We start from the raw sequence: 18513 nt of genomic DNA on the forward strand, positions 1-18513 counted from the left end.
ACCAACATCGCCGCCGCCACCGATCACTACCGCAGCCACCCAGCCGACGGCCTTCAGCTACTCGGTCTCACCATCTGAGAACGCTTCGACCCTGGCCGGGCGTGGACGATGCCGAGGTCTATGTGGGCATCGGCTACTCGCATGGGAGCGTTGGAGCTGCCGTCTGGGCGGGTGTGCATTTGAATGGTTTCGCGGGCGTGTTCTTCGGCGCGATCATCGTCGGCGAGCCAGGTGTAGCAGGTGGCGGCGTAGAAGATCCACTTGGCGTGGTCGAAGACGAAGTGGTGATCCGGGTGCTCGGGTATGGGGAGGCGGCCGAGGACTTCGGCTCCGCGGGTCAGGGCGCGGTCCGCTTGGCGGCGGTCACCGATGCGGGCCAGACCGCGAGCCTCCTGCAAGGTGAGCTGGACCATGGCGCTGCTGGTGCCGGCCACTGCCTGCCCCATTCGAGCGGCGGTCACGACATCCTCGTACCGGCCCTCGACCAGGGCGAACCAAGCGGCCATTTCGTGTGCCCAGCCCACTAGCTCCCCGTGCCCGACCTGGCGGCCCATCTCGAACGCGGTCCGTCGCGCGGTCTCGGCCTCCTCCCTCTCCCCCAAGTCGTAGTGCACGCATCCCAGCAGGGCGGTAAGCCACCCGGTGATCACCAGCAGTTCGCGGTGCTGGTCAAGGGTGAGGCGTCCGGCGAGTAGACGGTTGATCTGGGCGAGGCGCTTCTGTGTACGGTCGCGTAGCGTGATTGCGGGCACGACCGGATAGGCACGACACAGCAGATCGACGGCTTCGGCCAGAGCCTCCAGCGTTCCACTACCCACGTCCGATGCCTGGAGTTGCTGGGCGAGTTCCATCGTGCCGTACAGCTCGGCCTCAGCCCTCAAGGCATCCACTGGCGTCAGGTGGGGCTCGATGAGGCTGTGTGTCCGCCTGTTCTGCGAGAACCCCAGCGCCTCAGGTTCCAGGCCGGTCAGTTGGGAGAGCGCCAGCCGGTAGGGCGTACGGGGCCATCGGACTTCACCGGTCTCCCAGCGCCGGATTCGCTCCTCGTCACATGCCAGTCGTTCGGCGATGCCGGCCGGAGTGGCGTTGATCTTCTCGGCTATCTCCATCCGGGAGAGACGCTGCTCGTTGCGCCAGGCCCGAAGGCGAACGTTGGGGATGTAGTCGGGCATCGGCGGGCCTTCCTCCCAGCTGGGGGATCGAAAGGAGAAACAAGGGAGCCGATCAGGGGTCCTGCGCAGACACGGTTGCCGGTGGACCTGTCATCAATCAACCACGGTACGTCACACGGCCTCCCGCACACAGGGAGCGCCGGATGAACGAGGAGATGGCCAGCCTCGACTGCCCCGGAGGCAGCCGGGCCGAAGGGAGCGCGATATGAATTCGATCATGGCGGTGGTGGCCGGTTATCCCACCGATCATGAGGAGGCCGACGCGCTGATCCGGTTGCGGGATCGGCTCGTGGGCCTCAGGCGTCAACGCCGAACTGCGCCACAACAGCACCGCCCTGTTGGTGCACCGGCCCGATCCGGGACTGCCGGTGTGGGTGTTCGTCGGGTACGGCGGGGCCTACTACTCCTGGCAGAACGCCGAGAGGCGGCACCCGACCAGCGATGTCGAGGGCGCGGCGAACGTCCTGGCGGAGCACGTCGCCAGGTGAAGACGGACGCGACGATGCTGGTGATGGAGTCCCGCCGGGAGGGGACGGGCCGTCACTCGTGCCTCGTCGCGTCCCCTGTCCCGGCAGGTGGTCTCAGCGGCGCCCCCGCGGCTACCCTTCCAGGCCGGCCGCTACGCCACCTGCCGGGCTTTCTCACGTACGGCTTGACCTCGGGTGCGATGATCATCCGGGCCTGCCGCTCCTGGCAGAACGCCGAAATGCCGGGTACGCGGTCCTGGCAGAGTACGTCCCCCGTGACAATGCCGGTCCATGCCCACCGGTGACACCGACCTCACCCTGTCTCAAACGCTCAACCTGGGGCGACAGCCGCCGGGCGAAGCCCGGCACCAAAGAAAACGCCCGAGCGCAGCGAGGCCCTTTGTGGACGGGCGGGCTGACGGGGTCAAGGGATGCCCGGGGCAACGGGTGGGCGGAGCAGAGGGTCAGGGTGGGCGGTACTGGGTTCGAACCAGTGACCCCTCGCTTGTAAGGCGAGTGCTCTACCGCTGAGCTAACCGCCCCTGATCGGCACAACCTTACGACACCAACGGAGTGGCTCGCACATCCACCTCCCAGCCCGGCCCGAGTTCGGGCCGCCCGGCCGCGCGCCATCCCAGGAGGGCCGCGCCGAGCATGCCCGCGTCCACGCCGAGGGCGGCCGGCAGCAGCGGCGGCGCCTCTCTGAAGGACAGGCGCTTGACGAGCCGGGTCCGTACGGGGTCGAAGAGGGCGGGCCCGGCCTGGGAGAGCCCGCCGCCGAGCACGATCATGGCGGGGTCGAGCAGGAGCGTGTAGGTGGCCAGGGCCAGCGACAGGGCTTCGACGGCCTCGTCCCAGACTTCGATGGCGATGGGGTCGTCGGAGGTGACGACCTGTTCGGCCTTGACGCCTTCCTGGCCGGTGCGCTGGCTGTAGCGCCGGCCGACGGAGGCGGCGGAGGCGTAGGTCTCCAGGCAGCCGTACTGGCCGCAGGCGCATTCCTCGCCGTCGGGGAAGACGGGGATGTGGCCGATCTCGCCGCTCCAGCCGGCCGTCCCCTCGTACGGGGCGCCGTTGACGATCATGGCGCCGGCGATGCCGGTGCCGATGGGGAGGAAGAGGAAGTCGGAGGCGCCGCGGCCGGCGCCGAGGACGCTTTCGGCGAGGCCGCCGGTGCGGACGTCGTGGCCGAGGACGACGGGGACGCCGAGGTCGGTGAAGTCCTTGGCGGGGACGTCCCGCCAGCCGAGGTTGGCGGCGTAGAGGGCGGTGTCCTCCGACACCAGCCCGGGCACGGCCAGGCCGACTCCTGCCGGGCTGCCGTCGCCGGTCTCGGCGAGGTGGCGGATGAAGTCGCGGATGGCGGCCACGACCGCCTCAGGACCGTCCGTACGGGGGGTGGGGCGCCGTTCGGAGAGCAGGACGGCGCCGTTCTCGCTGACCAGGCCGCCCTTCATGGACGTGCCGCCGACGTCGAGTGCGACGACGTACGCAGGTGTGTGGGACACGGAAGGAGACGATAGCGCAGCTCAATGTTTGTCTGGAAAAGTCCCCCGGATCATTCAGGCACGGCCGAGCACCCGGTTGAGGGCGGCCTCCACCTCGGCGGAGAGGCCGGGCGGCGATCCGGTGGAGAGCACGACCGGCGCGCCGGACCTGGCGGCCCGTACGGCTCCGCAGGCGCGGCATTCCACCTCTCCGAGCCGGCAGATCAGCGCCACGGACCCGCACCCGGCGCAGGTGTCGAGTTCGAGGTCGTGCGTCCGCTGGCAGTCGGGGCAGATCAGCACCTGGGAATCGTGACGGACGCCGCGCTTCCACGGGCTGACGCCGCGGACCGGGTCCGTCTGCCGGGCCCCGCAGCGGTAGCAGGGCATCGTCTCCTCCGTTCAGGCGAGGTCGGCGAGTGCCTTGAGGTAGTCGGCGACGTCTCGCGGCTCGCCGATCGGGTTGACCACCGACCAGCGGATCACGCCGTCGCCGTCGATGACGAAGGTCCCCCTGCGGGCGACGCCCTTCTCCTCGTCGAAGACACCGTACGCCCGAGCGACCTGTCCGTGTGGCCAGAAATCGGAGAGAAGCGGGAAAGCGTAGCCCTCCTGGTCCGCCCACGCGCGCAGCGCGAAGAGCGAGTCGACGGAGACGGTGAGCAGCTGCGCGTCGGCCGGAAACGAGCGCAGCGCCGACAGCTCACCGTGACAGATCCCGCTGAAAGCCAGCGGGAAGAAGACCAGCACGACTCGTCTGCCCTTGAACTGGGACAGCCGGACCGGGCTGCCATGCTGGTCCTGGAGCTCGAAATCCGGAGCGGTCGCGCCGACCTCGGCAGGATGTCCGTTCACACCTCTAATCCTGCCGTACGGTGCGGCGCGCTCGCCCCTTACCGCCTGCCTTTGGGCGGCACGAGCCGGGTTCCCGACCAGTCTGGCGCCGCGGAGATGGTGCTGGTCTGCGAGAGACCCGCGGTGATGGCGTCCTCGCCGATGTCGCTCGGCTCCACATGGCCTTCGCGCCCGGCCTTGGGAGTCAGCAGCCAGATCTGGCCGCCCTCGGCGAGTGATCGCATGGCATTGGTCAAGGCGTCGAAGAGATCTCCGTCTCCGTCGCGCCACCACAGCAGCGCCACGTCGACGACGTCGTCGGTGTCTTCGTCGAGCAGTTCGTTGCCGGTCAGGTCTTCGATGGACTCGCGGAGGTCCTCGTCGACGTCCTCGTCCCAGCCGATCTCCTGCACCACCTGACCCGGCTTGAGGCCGAGCCGTTCGGCCAGGCCGCGCTCGCCCTGCGCCTGACCCGCGGTCGCGCTCACGTTTATCCCTCCTGCTTGAGTGGCCCCGCATATGCGGTTATTCGCTTCGGGACAGTCCACACGCTGTGACCCTCGGTCGTCAACGGTCGCCACGGGTGCGGCCGTACTCGATCACGCTCAACCCGGCAGGAACGAGAGCCGAACCTGGCGTTGCGGATTGTCGACGTTCAGGTCGACGAGGGCGACGGACTGCCAGGTGCCGAGCGCCATCCGGCCGCCCAGCACCGGGATCGTGGCGTAGGGCGGGATGAGCGCGGGCATGACGTGGGACCTGCCGTGACCTGGTGAGCCGTGCCGGTGACGCCAGCGGTCGTCGGCGGGCAGCAGGTCGCGCAGCGCCGCCAGCAGGTCGTCGTCGCTGCCCGAACCGAGTTCGAGCAGGGCGACGCCGGCCGTCGCGTGCGGGACGAAGACGTGCAGCAGCCCGTCCTCGCCTGCCGCGCGGACGAAGTCGGCGCATTCGGCGGTGATGTCGTGCACCGTCTCTCGTGAACCCGTGGCCACGGAAATCAGTTCGGATCTCACACGCGGATCCTAGTGGGGCACGATGACGGCGTCCGGGCCCGGAAAGACCAGCCCGGTGTGGCCGTCGTCGAACCGCACCACGTACGGCGGGCCGCCGTCCGGGCCCTGGACCTGGATGATCTCCCCAGTCCGGTCCCTCTCGCCGACCGTGTTCGCGCGCACCAGGAGCCGGTCGCCTACCGTCGCATTCATAGCTCCAGACTCGTACGAAGGACGTCCGGGGGAAAGAGGGGATTCGTCCACGCTTGCCCAAGGGTCGGTAAGCACGATCACCCTCAAGCTGAGACTTTCCTGGCAATCTCCGCGAGAGCGGGACTTCCCTCGTTCAAGCGGGCACGGGAACAGGCAGTCGCCACTCCGTGGGAGCGGGATCCCCACGGCCCGTTCATCCCGGCACGGAACGGGTAGGGGCCGTCGCAGGGCGCGTTGTGGGCACCCGGGAGGTGACGAGGTGCCCTGCCGGGGGGATACTCATCGTATGAGGCAAAATTTCGTAGGTTTTCCCGTCTTGTTAAATTGACGGGCCGTTGTACCCTTGGCCCTTGATTCGTCCTACCATCGGTGGTCTAGGCCACCGGTGACCGCCCTGCCAGCAGGGACGTCCTGGTTACTCGGCGGTAGAGATGCACTTTCGACCGTGAGCGACCAGGATGGAAAGCGACCCAGACCAGACATCAGTCATCCTCGGAAGGCGAGACCCAGTGGCTTCCGGACGCCAGCGTTTCTCGATCATCAGCGACGGCCTACCCAGCCAGTTGCCTGATGTCGATCCCAGTGAGACCAACGAGTGGCTCGAGTCCCTCGACAACGTCGTCAAGACGGCAGGCCGCACCAGAGCTCGCTATCTCATGCTCCGCATCCTGGAGCGGGCCCGCGAGCACCAGGTCGGCGTGCCGGGGCTGCGCAGCACCGACTACATCAACACGATCCCGCCGGAGCGCGAGCCCTGGTTCCCCGGCGACGAGCACGTCGAGCGGCGCATCCGCGCCTACATCCGCTGGAACGCGGCGATCATGGTGTCGCGGGCCAACGCCCGCACCAACGTCGGCGGCCACATCGCGACCTACGCCTCCGCCGCGTCGCTCTACGAAGTCGGCTTCAACCACTTCTTCCGCGGCAAGGACCACGGCGAGTCCGGCGACCAGGTGTTCTTCCAGGGTCACGCGGCGCCCGGCATCTACGCCCGCGCCTTCCTCGAAGGCCGCCTCAACGAGGCTCAGCTCGACGCGTTCCGGCAGGAGCTGTCGCACGGCTTCCACGGCCTGCCCTCCTACCCGCACCCGCGGCTCATGCCCGACTTCTGGGAGTTCCCGACCGTCTCGATGGGCCTGGGCCCGATCAACGCGATCTACCAGGCGCGGTTCAACCGCTACCTGCTCAACCGCCAGATCAAGGACACCAGCCGCAGCCACGTCTGGGCGTTCCTGGGCGACGGCGAGATGGACGAGCCCGAGTCGCTGGGCGCGATCGGCGTGGCCGCCCGCGAGGAGCTCGACAACCTCACGTTCGTGATCAACTGCAACCTGCAGCGGCTCGACGGCCCGGTACGCGGCAACGGCAAGATCATCCAGGAGCTGGAGTCGTACTTCCGCGGCGCCGGCTGGAACGTCATCAAGGTCGTGTGGGGCCGCGACTGGGACCCGCTGCTGGCCGCCGACGTCGACGGTGTCCTGGTCAACCAGATGAACACCACCCCCGACGGCCAGTTCCAGACCTACTCGGTCGAGTCGGGCGCCTACATCCGCGAGCACTTCTTCGGCACCGACCCGCGGCTGCGCAAGATGGTCGAGCACCTAAGCGACGACGACATCCGCAAGCTGTCGCGCGGCGGCCACGACTACCGCAAGGTCTACGCGGCCTTCAAGGCGGCCCGCGAGCACGTCGGCCAGCCGACGGTCATCCTGGCCCAGACCATCAAGGGCTGGACGCTCGGCAAGGACTTCGAGGCGCGCAACGCCACCCACCAGATGAAGAAGCTCACCAAGGCCGAGCTGAAGGAGTTCCGCGACCGGCTCTACCTGCCGATCCCGGACTCGGCGCTGGAGGGCGACCTGCCGCCGTACTACCACCCGGGCGAGGACGACCCGGAGATCCAGTACATGAAGGAGCGGCGCGCGGCCCTCGGCGGCGTGCTGCCCAAGCGGGTCAACCGCGCCAAGCCGCTCAAGCTGCCCGGCGACGAGGTCTACAAGGGCTTCACCAAGGGCTCGGGCAAGCAGCAGGTCGCCACCACGATGGCGTTCGTGCGGCTGCTCAAGGACCTCATGCGCGACAAGGAGATCGGCCACCGGTTCGTGCCGATCATCCCGGACGAGGCCCGCACGTTCGGTCTCGACGCGATGTTCCCGACCGCGAAGATCTACTCGCCGCACGGCCAGATGTACGAGGCCGTCGACCGTGAGCTGCTGCTGTCGTACAAGGAGGCCGTGCAGGGCCAGATCCTGCACGAAGGCATCAGCGAGGCGGGGTCGATGGCCTCCGCGACCGCGGCCGGGACCGCGTACGCGACGCACGGCGAGCACATGATCCCGATCTACATCTTCTACTCGATGTTCGGGTTCCAGCGGACCGGCGACCAGATGTGGGCCCTGGGCGACCAGATGGGCCGCGGCTTCCTGCTCGGCGCCACGGCCGGCCGCACCACGCTCAACGGCGAGGGCCTGCAGCACGAGGACGGCCACACGCCGCTGATCGCCTCCACCAACCCGGCGGCGGTCATCTACGACCCGTCGTGGGCGTTCGAGGTGGCCCACATCGTCAAGGACGGCCTGCGCCGCATGTACGGCGACAAGCCGGAGGACATCTTCTACTACCTGACCGTCTACAACGAGCCCTACCTGCAGCCGGCGCAGCCCGAGGGCATCGACGTCGACGGCCTGCTGAAGGGCCTCTACAAGTACGCGGACGGCCCGCAGACGCAGGGGCCGAAGGCCAACATCCTGGCGTCCGGCGTGGCCGGGCCGTGGGCGATGGAGGCCCAGCGGATGCTGGCCGAAGACTGGGGCGTGTCGGCGGCCGTCTGGTCGGCCACCTCCTGGACGGAGCTGCGCCGCGAGGCGCTGGCCTGCGACGAGCACAACATGCTCAACCCCGACGCCGAGCCGCGGGTGCCGTACGTCACCCGCGCGCTGTCGCAGGCGGAGGGCCCGTTCGTGGGCGTCAGCGACTACATGAAGGCCGTGCAGGACCAGATCGCGCAGTGGGTGCCGGGCGACTGGTCCTCGCTGGGCACCGACGGGTTCGGCCTGTCCGACACCCGCTCGGCGCTGCGCCGCCACTTCCACGTCGACGCCGCCTCCATCACGCTGGCCGTGCTGACCAGCCTGGTCAAGCGGGGCGAGCTCGACGAAGAGGTGCTGAACGAGGCGGTGGCCCGCTACCACCTCAAGAACGGCGTGACCGAGGCCGGCGGCGCCGAGAGCAACGACACCCAGTCGATGGGCGTCTGACGCTCCCGCGCCCCCGCGGAGAGGTCTCCGCGGGGGCGCCCGATTCCGGAAGGCGGCGCGGCCGATGGGGTGGCGCCGCCGATTCCCGCGCATGATCCCGTATCGTGGGCAGGGCTTCCCCCGGCAACGACAGGGGGAGACTGTTCCGTGATGCGCCGTGTCCTGGCCACCGCACTCGTGGCCACCACCGCCACCGTGACCGCCGGTTGTGTCAGCACCGCCCGCACTGCCAGCGACGGCACGCCGGAGAAGACGACCGGCGGGCAGATCGCCTGGGGCCCGTGCACCGACATCCAGCGCGGCGACGGGGAGCCGCCCGCCCGGCAGGACCAGAACGTGCGCTGCGGGAAGCTGCGGGTGCCGCTCGACTACTCCGACCCCGGCGGCGAGCAGATCGAGCTCGCCATGATCAAGATTCCGGCGGTCGACCAGCGCGCCCGGATCGGCTCGCTGGTGTTCAACTTCGGCGGGCCGGGCGGCTCCGGCGTCGACACGCTCGACCAGGCGTCCAAGGCGCTGTCGTCGCTGCGCGCCCGCTACGACCTGGTCAGCTTCGACCCGCGCGGCGTCGAGCGCAGCGCGGGGGTGCGCTGCGGCACGCCCGCCGACCTGGACGAGTTCATCGCGATGGACACGCTCCCGCCCGGCGAGCAGACCCGCCGCAAGCTCGCGGCGGCCAACCGGAAGTTCGCCGACCTGTGCCAGCGTGACTCGGGCAAGGTCCTGCCGTACGTCGGCACCGTCAACGCCGCCCGCGACATGGACCGGATGCGGACCGCGCTGGGCGACGAGAAGCTCAACTACTTCGGCATGTCGTACGGCACCCAGCTCGGCGCCGTCTACGCCACCCTGTTCCCGAAGAACGTCGGCCGCATGGTGCTCGACGCCCCGCTGGACCCGTCGGTCAGCTTCGAGGAGCGCACGCTGGCCCAGACGCGCGGCTTCCAGCAGGTCTACGAGAGCTTCCTGAAGGCGTGCGTCAAGGAGCAGTGCGAGCTCGGCCCCACCGTGAGCAGCGCCAACAAGAACGTGGAGAAGCTGCTCAACGACCTGACCAAGCGGCCGCTGAAGGTCGGCGACCGGGAGCTCACCCAGGGGCTGGCCTCCACCGGCATCGTGTCGGCGCTCTACTCCGAGGTGACCTGGCCGTTCCTGGAGACCGCGCTCGGGCAGGCGCTCAAGGGGCAGGGCGGCGCGCTGCTGTATCTGGCCGACTCCTACACCGGGCGGAACGAGGACGGCACCTACTCCACCCAGATGACCAGCTTCCCGGCCATCACCTGCGTCGACACGGCCGAGCGGCCCGACGAGGCGACGCTGCGCCGCACCGAGGAGGCCGCGCTGAAGATCTCGCCGCTGTTCGGCAGCGAGGGTTCGGGCGGGCTGTGCAGCATCTGGCCGGCGCAGGGCAGCGACAAGGCCAAGCGGGTGGACGCCACCGGCTCGGCCCCCATCCTGGTGGTCGGGGGCAAGAACGACCCGGCGACTCCGTACGAGTGGGCGCCGAAGCTGACCGCGCAGCTCAAGACGGCCACGCTGGCGACCTACGAGGGCGAGGGGCACGGCGCCTACCTGTCGGGCAGCAAGTGCGTGACCAAGCTGGTCGACGCCTACCTGCTCGACGGCGAGATGCCCTCCCGGGGCTCGACCTGCCCGGCGGCCTAGGCTCTGTCGTGTGACGGACTACATCTCCCTGGTGGAGAGCGAGACGGCGCGGCTGGCCGAGCTGGCCGCCGCGCCGGCCGGGACGCCGGTGCCGGGCTGCCCCGGCTGGACTCTGGGCGACCTCATCACGCACCTGGGCACCATGCACCGCTGGGTGACCCACATGGTGTCCACCCGCAACCAGGACCGGCTCTGGCCCGGCCAGGTGCCCAACGGGCTGGCCGAGGGCGCGCACGGCGACCCGGCCTGGCTGGCGGAGGGGTCGGCCGAGATGGTGCGGACGCTGCGCGCCACCGACCCCGCGACGCCGCTGTGGACGTGGGGCCCGGGCGGGACCGCGGGCTGGTGGGCCAGGCGGATGGCGTTCGAGCTGGTGGTGCACCGGGCGGACGCCGAGCAGGCGCTCGGCCTGGAGCCGGAGGTGGACGCCGCGGTCGCCGCCGACGGCGTGGAGGAACTGCTCGCCAACCTGCCGGGCGCCCGCTGGGTGACCAGGCGGCTGGCGGAGCTGGGCCTGGAGGGCGCGACGTTCCACCTGCACGCGACCGACCTGACCGGCGAGTGGACGTTCACGCAGGGGCCCGGCGGCACGGTCACGTGGGAGCGCGGGCACGTCAAGGGCGACGCCGCGGTGCGGGCGCCCGCCCGCGACCTGCTGCTGATGATGTACGGACGACGCTCGTGCGACGGGCTGACCGTGTTCGGCGACCGTGAGTCGCTGGAGCGGTGGCTGTCGGCGGGCGGGCTGTGAGCCCCGGGCGCGCCGCCACTCGGCGGTCGGCGGCGTGCCCGGGGCGGAGGGCCGGACGCGGGCCCGGGAGGCGGGGAAGGCGCCTGCCCGGCCCGCGGCGATCAGCCCCGGCGGTGGAAGATCCCGAAGAGGCTGCCGGCGGGGTCGCGGAGGTAGGCGAAGTCGGTGCCGGCGCCGTCGTCGATCACCATCCGCTGCACCTCGCCGCCGAGCGACTCCACCTGCGCGCAGGTCTTCTCGACGTCGGCCACCTGGACGTGGAAGACGGCGTGCGGCGGGAAGCCGCCCTCGGAGTTGTAGAGGCCGCCCGCCGGGGCGCCGCCGTCGGCGCCGGTGATCAGGCGGTAGTCCATGGGCCCCTCGTCGCGGGCGAACGTCCACCCGAACAGGCCGCCGTAGAAGCGCTCGGCGCCGTCGGGGTCGTCGGTCGCGACCTCGAACCAGGTCACGGTGTTGTCACTCATTCGGTCTCCTCGTCGTTTCCTGACGAGACAAGAATGTGGCGGCCCGGCGACACCCCTATGTCGGTGTTTTCGAACTCGTCATCGAGAGAGGTGCCGTGGACGATCATGTCGGGCACGTCGGCGAACCTCTCCACCGGCCGGTCGGGGCAGCGCTCGCCGGTCACGGCTGCGCCGGTGATGCGGTCGAGGCGGAAGACGCGCACGTCGTCGCGGAGCCTGCACCAGCCCACGAGATACCAGAACCCGCCGCGGCCGCCCAGGAAGACGCCGGGCTCCACGTCGCGGGAGGTCAGCGCGCCCTTGGCGTCGGCGTAGTCCAGGCGCAGCACCCTGCGGCGCAGCAGCGCCTCCTCGATGACGCGGGAGACGCCCTCGGCGCCGAGGGGACGGGCGGGCTCCTCCGGCTCGGAGATGTGCAGCACGCGGCGGGCCAGCTCACGGGCCAACTCGCCCTCGCGGCCCGGCATGGCGGCCACGACCTTGCGTAACGCGCTGCGGGCCTGGCGGCCGAACGGCTGGTCACCGGCCCGGCTCAGCGCCACCGCGATGGCCACCGCCTCGGCGGGGGTGAAGTTGAGCGGGGGCAGCGACATCTTCTTGTCGAGCGCGTACCCGCCTCTGCGCCCCGGCGCGGCGTAGATCGGCACGCCGGACTCCTGCAGCGCCGCGATGTCGCGCTCGATCGTACGGACGCTCACCTCGAACCGCGCGGCCAGCTCGCGGGCCGAACGGCAGCGCGGCGAGACGGCGCGCAGGTGCTCGACGAGCGCGTAGAGCCGGTCGGTGCGGTTCACGCTTGTGACGGTACGCCCCGGCACCGACAATCGTCAGCGGGCCCACTCCAGGAGCTCGTCCAGCGGCCAGGTGTTGACGATCCGCTCCGGCTCCACCCCGCACTGGGCGGCCCGCTCGCAGCCGAAACGCTGCCAGTCGAGCTGGCCGGGCGCACGATCCGGCCGGTGCAGTGGCCGAGCACGTCGACGCGCGGGTTCGCGATCGCGGTGACCATCCTGCGGGTCATCTCCGTACGGTCCATCCGCAGCTGGGAGTGGACGCTGGCGACCACCACGTCGAGCCGGTCGAGCAGCTCCGGCTCCTGGTCGAGGCTGCCGTCGGGGTTGATGTCGACCTCGATCCCGGTGAGCACGCGGAACGGCGCGAGCCCGCGGTTGACCTCGGCGACCGCGTCGAGCTGGGCGCGCAGCCGGTCGGCCGACAGGCCGCGGGCGACGGTGAGACGCGGCGAGTGGTCGGTCAGTGCCAGGTAGTCGTGCCCGAGCGCGCGGGCGGCCCCGGCCATCTCCTCCATGGGCGAGCCGCCGTCGGACCAGTCGGAGTGGCTGTGCAGGTCGCCCCGGAGCGCGGCCCGCAGCGCGGCGGCCTCCTCCCCCAGGTCCTCGCCCTCGGTCGCGCGCAGCCTGCGCAGGTACGTCGGGACCTTCCCGTCCAGCGCCTCACCGATCACCGTGGCGGTCACCTTGCCGATGCCGGGCAGCTCGGTCAGCGTGCCCGCGGCGGCGCGCCGTACCAGCTCCTCGCGCGGCAGGTCCGTGACCACGGCGGCGGCGCGGCGGAAGGCGCGCACCCGGTACGTGGGCTCGCCCGCCCGCTCCAGCAGGAAGGCGATCTCCCGGAACGCCTCGACCGGTTCCATACGTCCATCCTTACCCGAGCGGCCCCCGGCAGGATTGAACGGCCGGTCGCGCCCCCGCTAGGCTGTGCGACCGCAAGAGACAGGAGCCCGATGGCGCAACACCCCAGTCACGCCCCCGTACCGAGCAAGCCGAAGAAGTCGTCCAACGTCGTGACCCTCTCCGTCATCGGCGCCGTGTCGGTGATGGTGGTGGGCTACTGCGCGGCCACCTCCGGCGCCAAGAGCGTCACCGCCGACTGCGTCGACTCCAGGCGGGCCGCCGACGGTTCCTACACGGTGGTCGAGGACCGCTACTGCGACGACGACGCCCGCTACTACGGCGGCTCCCGGGGGGCCTACCACTGGTACTACGGCGGCACCAGGGTCGGCAGCCGGGTCCACGGCGGCAGGACGGTCCGCCCGCACGGCGTCGAGATCACCAGCCGCAACGGGCGCGCGATCCAGCGCGGCGGGTTCGGCGGCGGCTCCCGCACCGGCGGAGGCTGAGCGGTGCGGCGCGAGCGCGGCCCGGTCCGCCAGGGCTGGGACAAGATCATCGAGAGCCAGGGCCTGGCCTTCCACCGGGCGGCCCACCCCGAGCACCTGACCAGGCCCTACTGGGACGAGTCGGTGCACTACGTCCTGTCGATGGCGGAGGTGGAGTCGCTGGAGGAGCAGGTCGAGGAGCTGCACGAGATGTGCCTGCGGGCGGCCGGCCACGTGGTCGAGACCGGGCGCTTCGCCGACTTCGCCATCCCCGAGTGGGCCGCCGAGGACGTGGCCCGGTCCTGGGAGCGGCGCGACGCCCACCTGTACGCCCGCTTCGACCTGCGCTACGACGGCACCGGCCCGGCCAAGCTGCTGGAGTACAACGCCGACACGCCGACCGCGCTGCTGGAGTCGTCGGTGATCCAGTGGTTCTGGCTCCAGGACACCCATCCCGGCGACGACCAGTGGAACTCCATCCACGAGCGGCTCATCGACCGGTGGCGCGAGCTGCCGCTGCCGCCCGGCCCCACCCACTTCGCCTGGACCAACATGGACGAGACCGGCGAGGAGGTCATGACGCTGGCCTACCTCCAGGAGACCGCCGAGCAGGCGGGCTTGCGGACGGTCGCCATGGCGATGGAGGACATCGGCTGGGACTCTCTCAACCGGTGCTTCGTCGACCTGGACGAGCAGATGATCCGCTCGGTGTTCAAGCTCTACCCGTGGGAGTGGATGCTGGCCGAGCCGTTCGGCCGGCACGCCGTGCGCCACGCCACCTGGATCGAGCCGCTGTGGAAGGCGCTGCTGTCGAACAAGGCGCTGCTGGCCGTGCTGTGGGAGCTGTACCCCGGCCATCCCAACCTGCTGCCCGCCTACCTCGACGGCCCGCGCGAGCTGGATTCGTACATCGCCAAGCCGCTGCTGGGCCGTGAGGGCGCCTCGATGCGGATCGTCACCCCGGCGTACACGGAGGAGACGTCCGGCTCCTACGGCACGGAGGGCTACGTCTTCCAGGGCTTCGAGGCGCTGCCGGAGTTCGACGGCCAGCGGCCGGTGCTCGGCGCCTGGGTGGTCGCCGACGAGGCCGCCGGGCTGGGCATCCGGGAGACCACCGGGCTGATCACCGACGACACCTCATCCTTCGTCCCTCACCGAATCGAGCTCACATGACCCTGCTGGACTATCTCGTCCGCGGCGCGGGCGCCATCGCCTCCTACGCCGCCGTCGGCGTCATCCTGATGATCATCGGCTTCTACGTGATCGACCTGGCCACGCCGGGCCGGCTGAGCCAGGTCATCCGCACCCAGCGCAACCCGAACGCCACGCTGCTGGCCTCCTCGGCGATGGCCGCGGTGGGGCTGATCGTCGCGGCCTCGATCTGGTCGTCCGGCGGGCGGCTGGCCGAGGGCCTGGCGGGCACCGCCGTGTTCGGCCTGGTGGGCATCGTGGTGCAGACGCTGGCGATGCTGCTGTTCGACCGGGTGGCGGGAATCTCGGTGCGTGAGCTGGTCAAGGAGCCGGAGCTGCAGCCGGGCGCCAAGCTGCTGGCGGTCACGCACATCGCGATCGGCCTGATCACCGCCGTCGCGGTCATATGACCGGACCTGGCACTCTAGGAGCGTGACAGACCGGACGCGGGAGGACACCACACGAAGGCTCGAGCGGGCCATGGGCGCGCTCGGCACCGCCGCCATGGCCCGCATGGACGATCAGCTGCCGTGGTTCCGCGCGCTCAGCGCCGAGGACCGCTCGTGGGTGGGGCTGGTGGCCCAGGCGGGCATCGCCGCCTTCGTGGAGTGGTTCCAGCACGCGAGCGAGGACCGGCCCACGCCCAGCATCGAGTTCTTCGGCACCGCGCCGCGCGAGCTGAAGCGCTCGATCTCGCTGCAGCAGACCGTCGACGTGGTCCGGGTCGTGGTGGAGGTGGTGGAGGCGCAGGTCGACCAGCTGGCCGCGCCGGGCGGCGAGGCCCAGCTCCAGCAGGCCATGCTCCGCTACACCCGCGACGTGGCGTTCGCCGCCGCCCAGGTCTACGCCCGCGAGGCGGAGGCCAGGGGGGCGTGGGACGCCCGGCTGGAGGCGCTGATCGTGGACGCGCTGGTGCGGGGCGAGGTCGACGACGGCCTCCACTCGTGGGCGGCCGCGCTCGGCTGGACGTCCTCCCCCGTGGTGGTGATCGCCGGTCACGCCCCCGACGGCGACCCGCGCGAGGTGATCGACGGGCTGCGCGAGCGGGGCCGCCGCATCGGCATGGAGCTGCTCGCCGGGGTGCAGGCCGACCGGCTGATCGTGATAGTGGGCGGGGCCGGCAGCGTGAACGACGCGGCCCGCCAGGTCGTGGCCCGGTTCGGCGAGGGCCCGATCGTCATCGGGCCGGAGGTGCCCGACCTGCACGCCGCCGCCAAGTCGGCCAGGGCCGCGCTGGCGGGGCTGCGGGCGAGCGCCGGCTGGCCCGACGCGCCGCGCCCGGTGCACGCCGAGGACCTGCTGGCCGAGCGGGCGCTCGACGGCGACGAGGACGCCAGGCAGCAGCTCGTGGAGAACGTCTACCTGCCGCTGGCGGGCACGCCGCTGCTCGACACGCTCGCCACGTACCTGGAGCAGGGCACGTCGCTGGAGGCGACGGCGCGGCTGCTGTTCGTGCACCCGAACACGGTCCGCTACCGGCTGAAGAAGATCACCGAGCTGACCGGATACCAGCCGACCGAGGGCCGTTCGGCCTTCACGCTGCAGGTCGGGCTCATCCTCGGCAGGCTCGCGGAAAGCGCCGTGTCGTGGCGGCCATAACGTAGTCGGCGCGAACCCGAACTGTAGGCTTCCTACAAAGCACCACGGACAAAGTGTGTGCAGATCTTCATCAGCGTGTCGGACTCCTACAGGGCATGGTGGTTTTCGTGCTTGTACTCGTCGCGCCCGGCCAAGGCGCCCAAACACCTGGCTTCCTCACTCCGTGGCTCGAACTTCCCGGCGTGGCGGAGCGGCTGGCCGCCTGGTCCGACATCACCGGGATCGACCTGATCGCCTGCGGCACCACCGCGGGAGCCGACGAGATCCGCGACACCGCCATCGCCCAGCCGCTGCTCGTGGCCGCCGCCCTGGCCTCCGCCGAGGTGCTCGGCGCGACGCCCGACGTGCTGGCCGGCCACAGCGTCGGCGAGTTCGCCACCGCGGCGCTGGCCGGCGTGCTCACCCCGGAGCAGGCGCTGGGCCTGGTCCGCGAGCGCGGGCAGGCGATGGCCAAGGCCGCGGCGATCACCGAGACCGGCATGACCGCCGTGCTCGGCGGCGCCGAGGACGACGTGCTGGCCGCGCTCGCCAAGCACGGCCTCACCCCCGCGAACATCAACGGCTCCGGCCAGATCGTCGCCGGCGGCACCACCGAGCAGCTCGCCGCGCTGAAGGAAGAGCCTCCGGCACGCGCCCGGCTGATCCCGCTGTCGGTCGCCGGCGCCTTCCACACGGCCCACATGGCGCCCGCCGTCGAGCAGCTGCGCGAGGCCGCCGGGCAGGTCGAGCCCGCCGACCCCAAGATCACGCTGCTGTCCAACGCCGACGGCGCGGCCGTCACCGGCGGCGCGGAGGTCATGCGCCGCCTCGTCGACCAGGTGAGCAACCCCGTCCGCTGGGACGCCTGCATGGCCACCATGGCCGAGCTGGGCGTCACCCGCATGATCGAGCTGCTTCCCGGCGGCACGCTGACCGGCCTGGCCAGGCGCGGGCTGCGCGGCGTCGCCACCGTGGCGCTCAAGACCCCCGACGACCTCGACTCGGCCAGGGAGCTGATGAAGTGAGGATCCTCGACACCGCACCGGGGGCGAAGCTGCTGGCGCTGGGCCACTACCAGCCCTCCACCGTCGTCACCAACGACGAGCTGTCCAAGACCATGGACACCAGCGACGAATGGATCCGCTCGCGCGTCGGCATCCAGGAGCGCAGGGTCGCGGGCGCCGACGAGTCCCTGGAGGACATGGCCGTCCACGCGGGCGGCAAGGCGCTGGCCGCGAGCGGGCTGGCCGCCTCCGACATCGACCTGGTGATCGTGGCCACCTGCACGATGGAGAGCCCGATCCCCAACGCCGCCGCCGTCGTGGCGCACCGCCTGGGCATCGAGGCTCCCGGCGCGTTCGACGTCAACGCCGCCTGCGCGGGCTTCTGCTACGCGCTCGCCACCGCCGACGCCTCCATCCGCGCGGGCTCGGCCAGGAACGTGCTGGTCATCGGCGCCGAGAAGCTGACGCAGTGGCTCGACTGGACCGACCGGTCCACCGCGGTGATCTTCGCCGACGGGGCGGGCGCGGCCGTCGTCGGCCCCTCCGACACCCCGGGCATCGGCCCGGTGGTCTGGGGCAGCGCGGGCGACAAGGCCGACGCCATCAAGATCCCCGACCGTACCGACCACCTCCGCCAGGAGGGCCAGACCGTGTTCCGGTGGGCCACCACCGCCCTCCACCCGGTCGCCAAGCAGGCGTGCGAGCGCGCGGGCGTCGACCCGTCGGAGCTGTCCGCCTTCATCCCCCACCAGGCCAACCTGCGGATCATCGAGGCGATCGCCCGCAGGCTGGGAGCGGACAAGGCCGTCGTCGCCCGCGACATCGTACACGCCGGCAACACCTCGGCCGCCTCCATCCCGCTCGCGCTCTCGCGCATGCTGGAGCGCGGCGAGGTCCGCTCGGGCGGGCTCGCGCTCGTCCTCGGCTTCGGTGCCGGTCTCACGTACGCGGGTCAGGTCATCGAGATCCCCTAGTCCCCCGTACGATCTCTCAGAGCTTGCACGGCCTGACCGTGCAGAACCCAGGAAAACTAAGGAGAACCAACGACATGGCTGCCAGCGAGCAGGACATCCTCGAAGGCCTCGGCAAGATCATCAACGAGATCACCGGCATCCCGGCCTCCGACGTGACTCCCGAGAAGAGCTTCGTGGACGACCTCGACATCGACTCCCTGTCCATGGTCGAGATCGCCGTGGCCGCCCAGGACGAGTTCGGCGTCGAGATTCCCGACGACCAGCTCAAGAACCTGAAGACGGTCAAGGACGTCCTCAACTTCATCCAGAACTGAGTCCGGCAAGACCAGCTGATCGACAAGGAGT

21 protein-coding genes and 1 tRNA gene are annotated in these 18513 nt (G+C 70.7%); 11 read left to right on the forward strand and 11 right to left on the reverse strand.

The window, feature by feature from the left end:
* Positions 1-53: 53 nt before the first annotated feature.
* Positions 54-1172 (reverse strand): helix-turn-helix transcriptional regulator, encoded by a 1119-nt coding sequence (locus AB0J42_RS16645; protein WP_364294691.1) that lies wholly within the window; start codon positions 1170-1172, stop codon positions 54-56.
* Between the two features lie 341 nt (positions 1173-1513).
* Between AB0J42_RS16645 and AB0J42_RS16650 the strand changes: the two genes are divergently transcribed.
* Positions 1514-1660 carry a hypothetical protein gene (locus tag AB0J42_RS16650; RefSeq protein WP_364294694.1) on the forward strand — a complete coding sequence of 49 codons (147 nt, stop codon included), beginning with the start codon at positions 1514-1516 and terminating at the stop codon, positions 1658-1660.
* Between the two features lie 449 nt (positions 1661-2109).
* Here AB0J42_RS16650 and AB0J42_RS16655 read toward each other — a convergent pair.
* From AB0J42_RS16655 to AB0J42_RS16685, 7 genes are all read right to left on the reverse strand, one after another.
* A tRNA-Val gene (locus AB0J42_RS16655) sits at positions 2110-2181 on the reverse strand.
* A gap of 15 nt (positions 2182-2196) precedes the next feature.
* Positions 2197-3147 (reverse strand): ROK family protein, encoded by a 951-nt coding sequence (locus AB0J42_RS16660; protein ID WP_364294697.1) that lies wholly within the window; start codon positions 3145-3147, stop codon positions 2197-2199.
* Positions 3148-3201: 54 nt separating this feature from the next.
* Positions 3202-3516, reverse strand: a complete 315-nt coding sequence (locus tag AB0J42_RS16665; RefSeq protein WP_364294700.1) for a hypothetical protein — start codon at positions 3514-3516, stop codon at positions 3202-3204.
* Positions 3517-3528: 12 nt separating this feature from the next.
* Complete coding sequence (locus AB0J42_RS16670; protein WP_364294703.1) at positions 3529-3981, reverse strand: peroxiredoxin; 453 nt, start codon at positions 3979-3981, stop codon at positions 3529-3531.
* A 38-nt stretch (positions 3982-4019) separates the two neighbouring features.
* Positions 4020-4448 carry a DUF3052 domain-containing protein gene (locus AB0J42_RS16675; protein WP_364294706.1) on the reverse strand — a complete coding sequence of 143 codons (429 nt, stop codon included), beginning with the start codon at positions 4446-4448 and terminating at the stop codon, positions 4020-4022.
* A gap of 117 nt (positions 4449-4565) precedes the next feature.
* Entirely contained in the window at positions 4566-4973 is a 408-nt protein-coding gene (locus AB0J42_RS16680) for a secondary thiamine-phosphate synthase enzyme YjbQ (RefSeq protein WP_364294709.1), read from the reverse strand.
* Positions 4974-4982: 9 nt separating this feature from the next.
* A complete protein-coding gene (locus AB0J42_RS16685) occupies positions 4983-5165 on the reverse strand; it encodes a DUF1918 domain-containing protein (protein ID WP_364294712.1) in 183 nt (60 codons plus the stop codon).
* Between the two features lie 509 nt (positions 5166-5674).
* On the opposite strand from AB0J42_RS16685, the gene aceE reads away from it, so the two are divergent.
* The 3 genes from aceE (at position 5675) to AB0J42_RS16700 (ending at position 10838) form a co-directional block, all read left to right on the forward strand.
* A complete protein-coding gene (gene aceE / locus AB0J42_RS16690) occupies positions 5675-8422 on the forward strand; it encodes a pyruvate dehydrogenase (acetyl-transferring), homodimeric type (RefSeq protein ID WP_364294715.1) in 2748 nt (915 codons plus the stop codon).
* A 150-nt stretch (positions 8423-8572) separates the two neighbouring features.
* A complete protein-coding gene (locus AB0J42_RS16695; RefSeq protein ID WP_364295232.1) occupies positions 8573-10087 on the forward strand; it encodes an alpha/beta hydrolase in 1515 nt (504 codons plus the stop codon).
* Between the two features lie 10 nt (positions 10088-10097).
* A complete protein-coding gene (locus AB0J42_RS16700; RefSeq protein WP_364294718.1) occupies positions 10098-10838 on the forward strand; it encodes a maleylpyruvate isomerase family mycothiol-dependent enzyme in 741 nt (246 codons plus the stop codon).
* Between the two features lie 101 nt (positions 10839-10939).
* On the opposite strand, the gene AB0J42_RS16705 is transcribed toward AB0J42_RS16700, so the two are convergent.
* From AB0J42_RS16705 to AB0J42_RS16715, 3 genes are read right to left on the reverse strand one after another with little or no spacing between them, the layout of a single operon-like run.
* Complete coding sequence (locus tag AB0J42_RS16705; RefSeq protein ID WP_364294721.1) at positions 10940-11302, reverse strand: VOC family protein; 363 nt, start codon at positions 11300-11302, stop codon at positions 10940-10942.
* Positions 11299-12096: a YafY family protein gene (locus AB0J42_RS16710; RefSeq protein ID WP_364294724.1), complete on the reverse strand. Its 798-nt coding sequence runs from the start codon at positions 12094-12096 to the stop codon at positions 11299-11301. The genes AB0J42_RS16705 and AB0J42_RS16710 overlap by 4 nt, the downstream gene beginning before the upstream one ends.
* Entirely contained in the window at positions 12093-12956 is an 864-nt protein-coding gene (locus tag AB0J42_RS16715; protein ID WP_364294727.1) for a PHP domain-containing protein, read from the reverse strand. Before AB0J42_RS16715 ends, AB0J42_RS16710 begins: the two co-directional genes overlap by 4 nt.
* A gap of 90 nt (positions 12957-13046) precedes the next feature.
* Between AB0J42_RS16715 and AB0J42_RS16720 the strand changes: the two genes are divergently transcribed.
* The 7 genes from AB0J42_RS16720 to AB0J42_RS16750 all read left to right on the forward strand — a co-directional run bounded on the left by AB0J42_RS16720 (position 13047) and on the right by AB0J42_RS16750 (position 18482).
* A complete protein-coding gene (locus AB0J42_RS16720; RefSeq protein ID WP_364294730.1) occupies positions 13047-13442 on the forward strand; it encodes a hypothetical protein in 396 nt (131 codons plus the stop codon).
* 3 nt (positions 13443-13445) lie between these two features.
* The gene (locus tag AB0J42_RS16725; RefSeq protein WP_364294733.1) at positions 13446-14594 is read left to right on the forward strand and encodes a glutathionylspermidine synthase family protein; all 1149 of its coding nucleotides are present in this window, start codon (positions 13446-13448) and stop codon (positions 14592-14594) included.
* Entirely contained in the window at positions 14591-15022 is a 432-nt protein-coding gene (locus tag AB0J42_RS16730; RefSeq protein ID WP_364294736.1) for a DUF350 domain-containing protein, read from the forward strand. Before AB0J42_RS16725 ends, AB0J42_RS16730 begins: the two co-directional genes overlap by 4 nt.
* A gap of 70 nt (positions 15023-15092) precedes the next feature.
* Entirely contained in the window at positions 15093-16211 is a 1119-nt protein-coding gene (locus AB0J42_RS16735; protein WP_364295235.1) for a helix-turn-helix domain-containing protein, read from the forward strand.
* A 107-nt stretch (positions 16212-16318) separates the two neighbouring features.
* The gene (locus AB0J42_RS16740; protein ID WP_364294739.1) at positions 16319-17215 is read left to right on the forward strand and encodes an ACP S-malonyltransferase; all 897 of its coding nucleotides are present in this window, start codon (positions 16319-16321) and stop codon (positions 17213-17215) included.
* A complete protein-coding gene (locus AB0J42_RS16745; protein ID WP_364294742.1) occupies positions 17212-18168 on the forward strand; it encodes a beta-ketoacyl-ACP synthase III in 957 nt (318 codons plus the stop codon). The genes AB0J42_RS16740 and AB0J42_RS16745 overlap by 4 nt, the downstream gene beginning before the upstream one ends.
* A 74-nt stretch (positions 18169-18242) precedes the next feature.
* Positions 18243-18482: an acyl carrier protein gene (locus AB0J42_RS16750; RefSeq protein ID WP_364294745.1), complete on the forward strand. Its 240-nt coding sequence runs from the start codon at positions 18243-18245 to the stop codon at positions 18480-18482.
* Positions 18483-18513: the final 31 nt, after the last annotated feature.

The sequence above is a fragment of the Nonomuraea sp. NPDC049649 genome, assembly GCF_040675175.1.
Taxonomy (GTDB): Bacteria; Actinomycetota; Actinomycetes; order Streptosporangiales; family Streptosporangiaceae; genus Nonomuraea.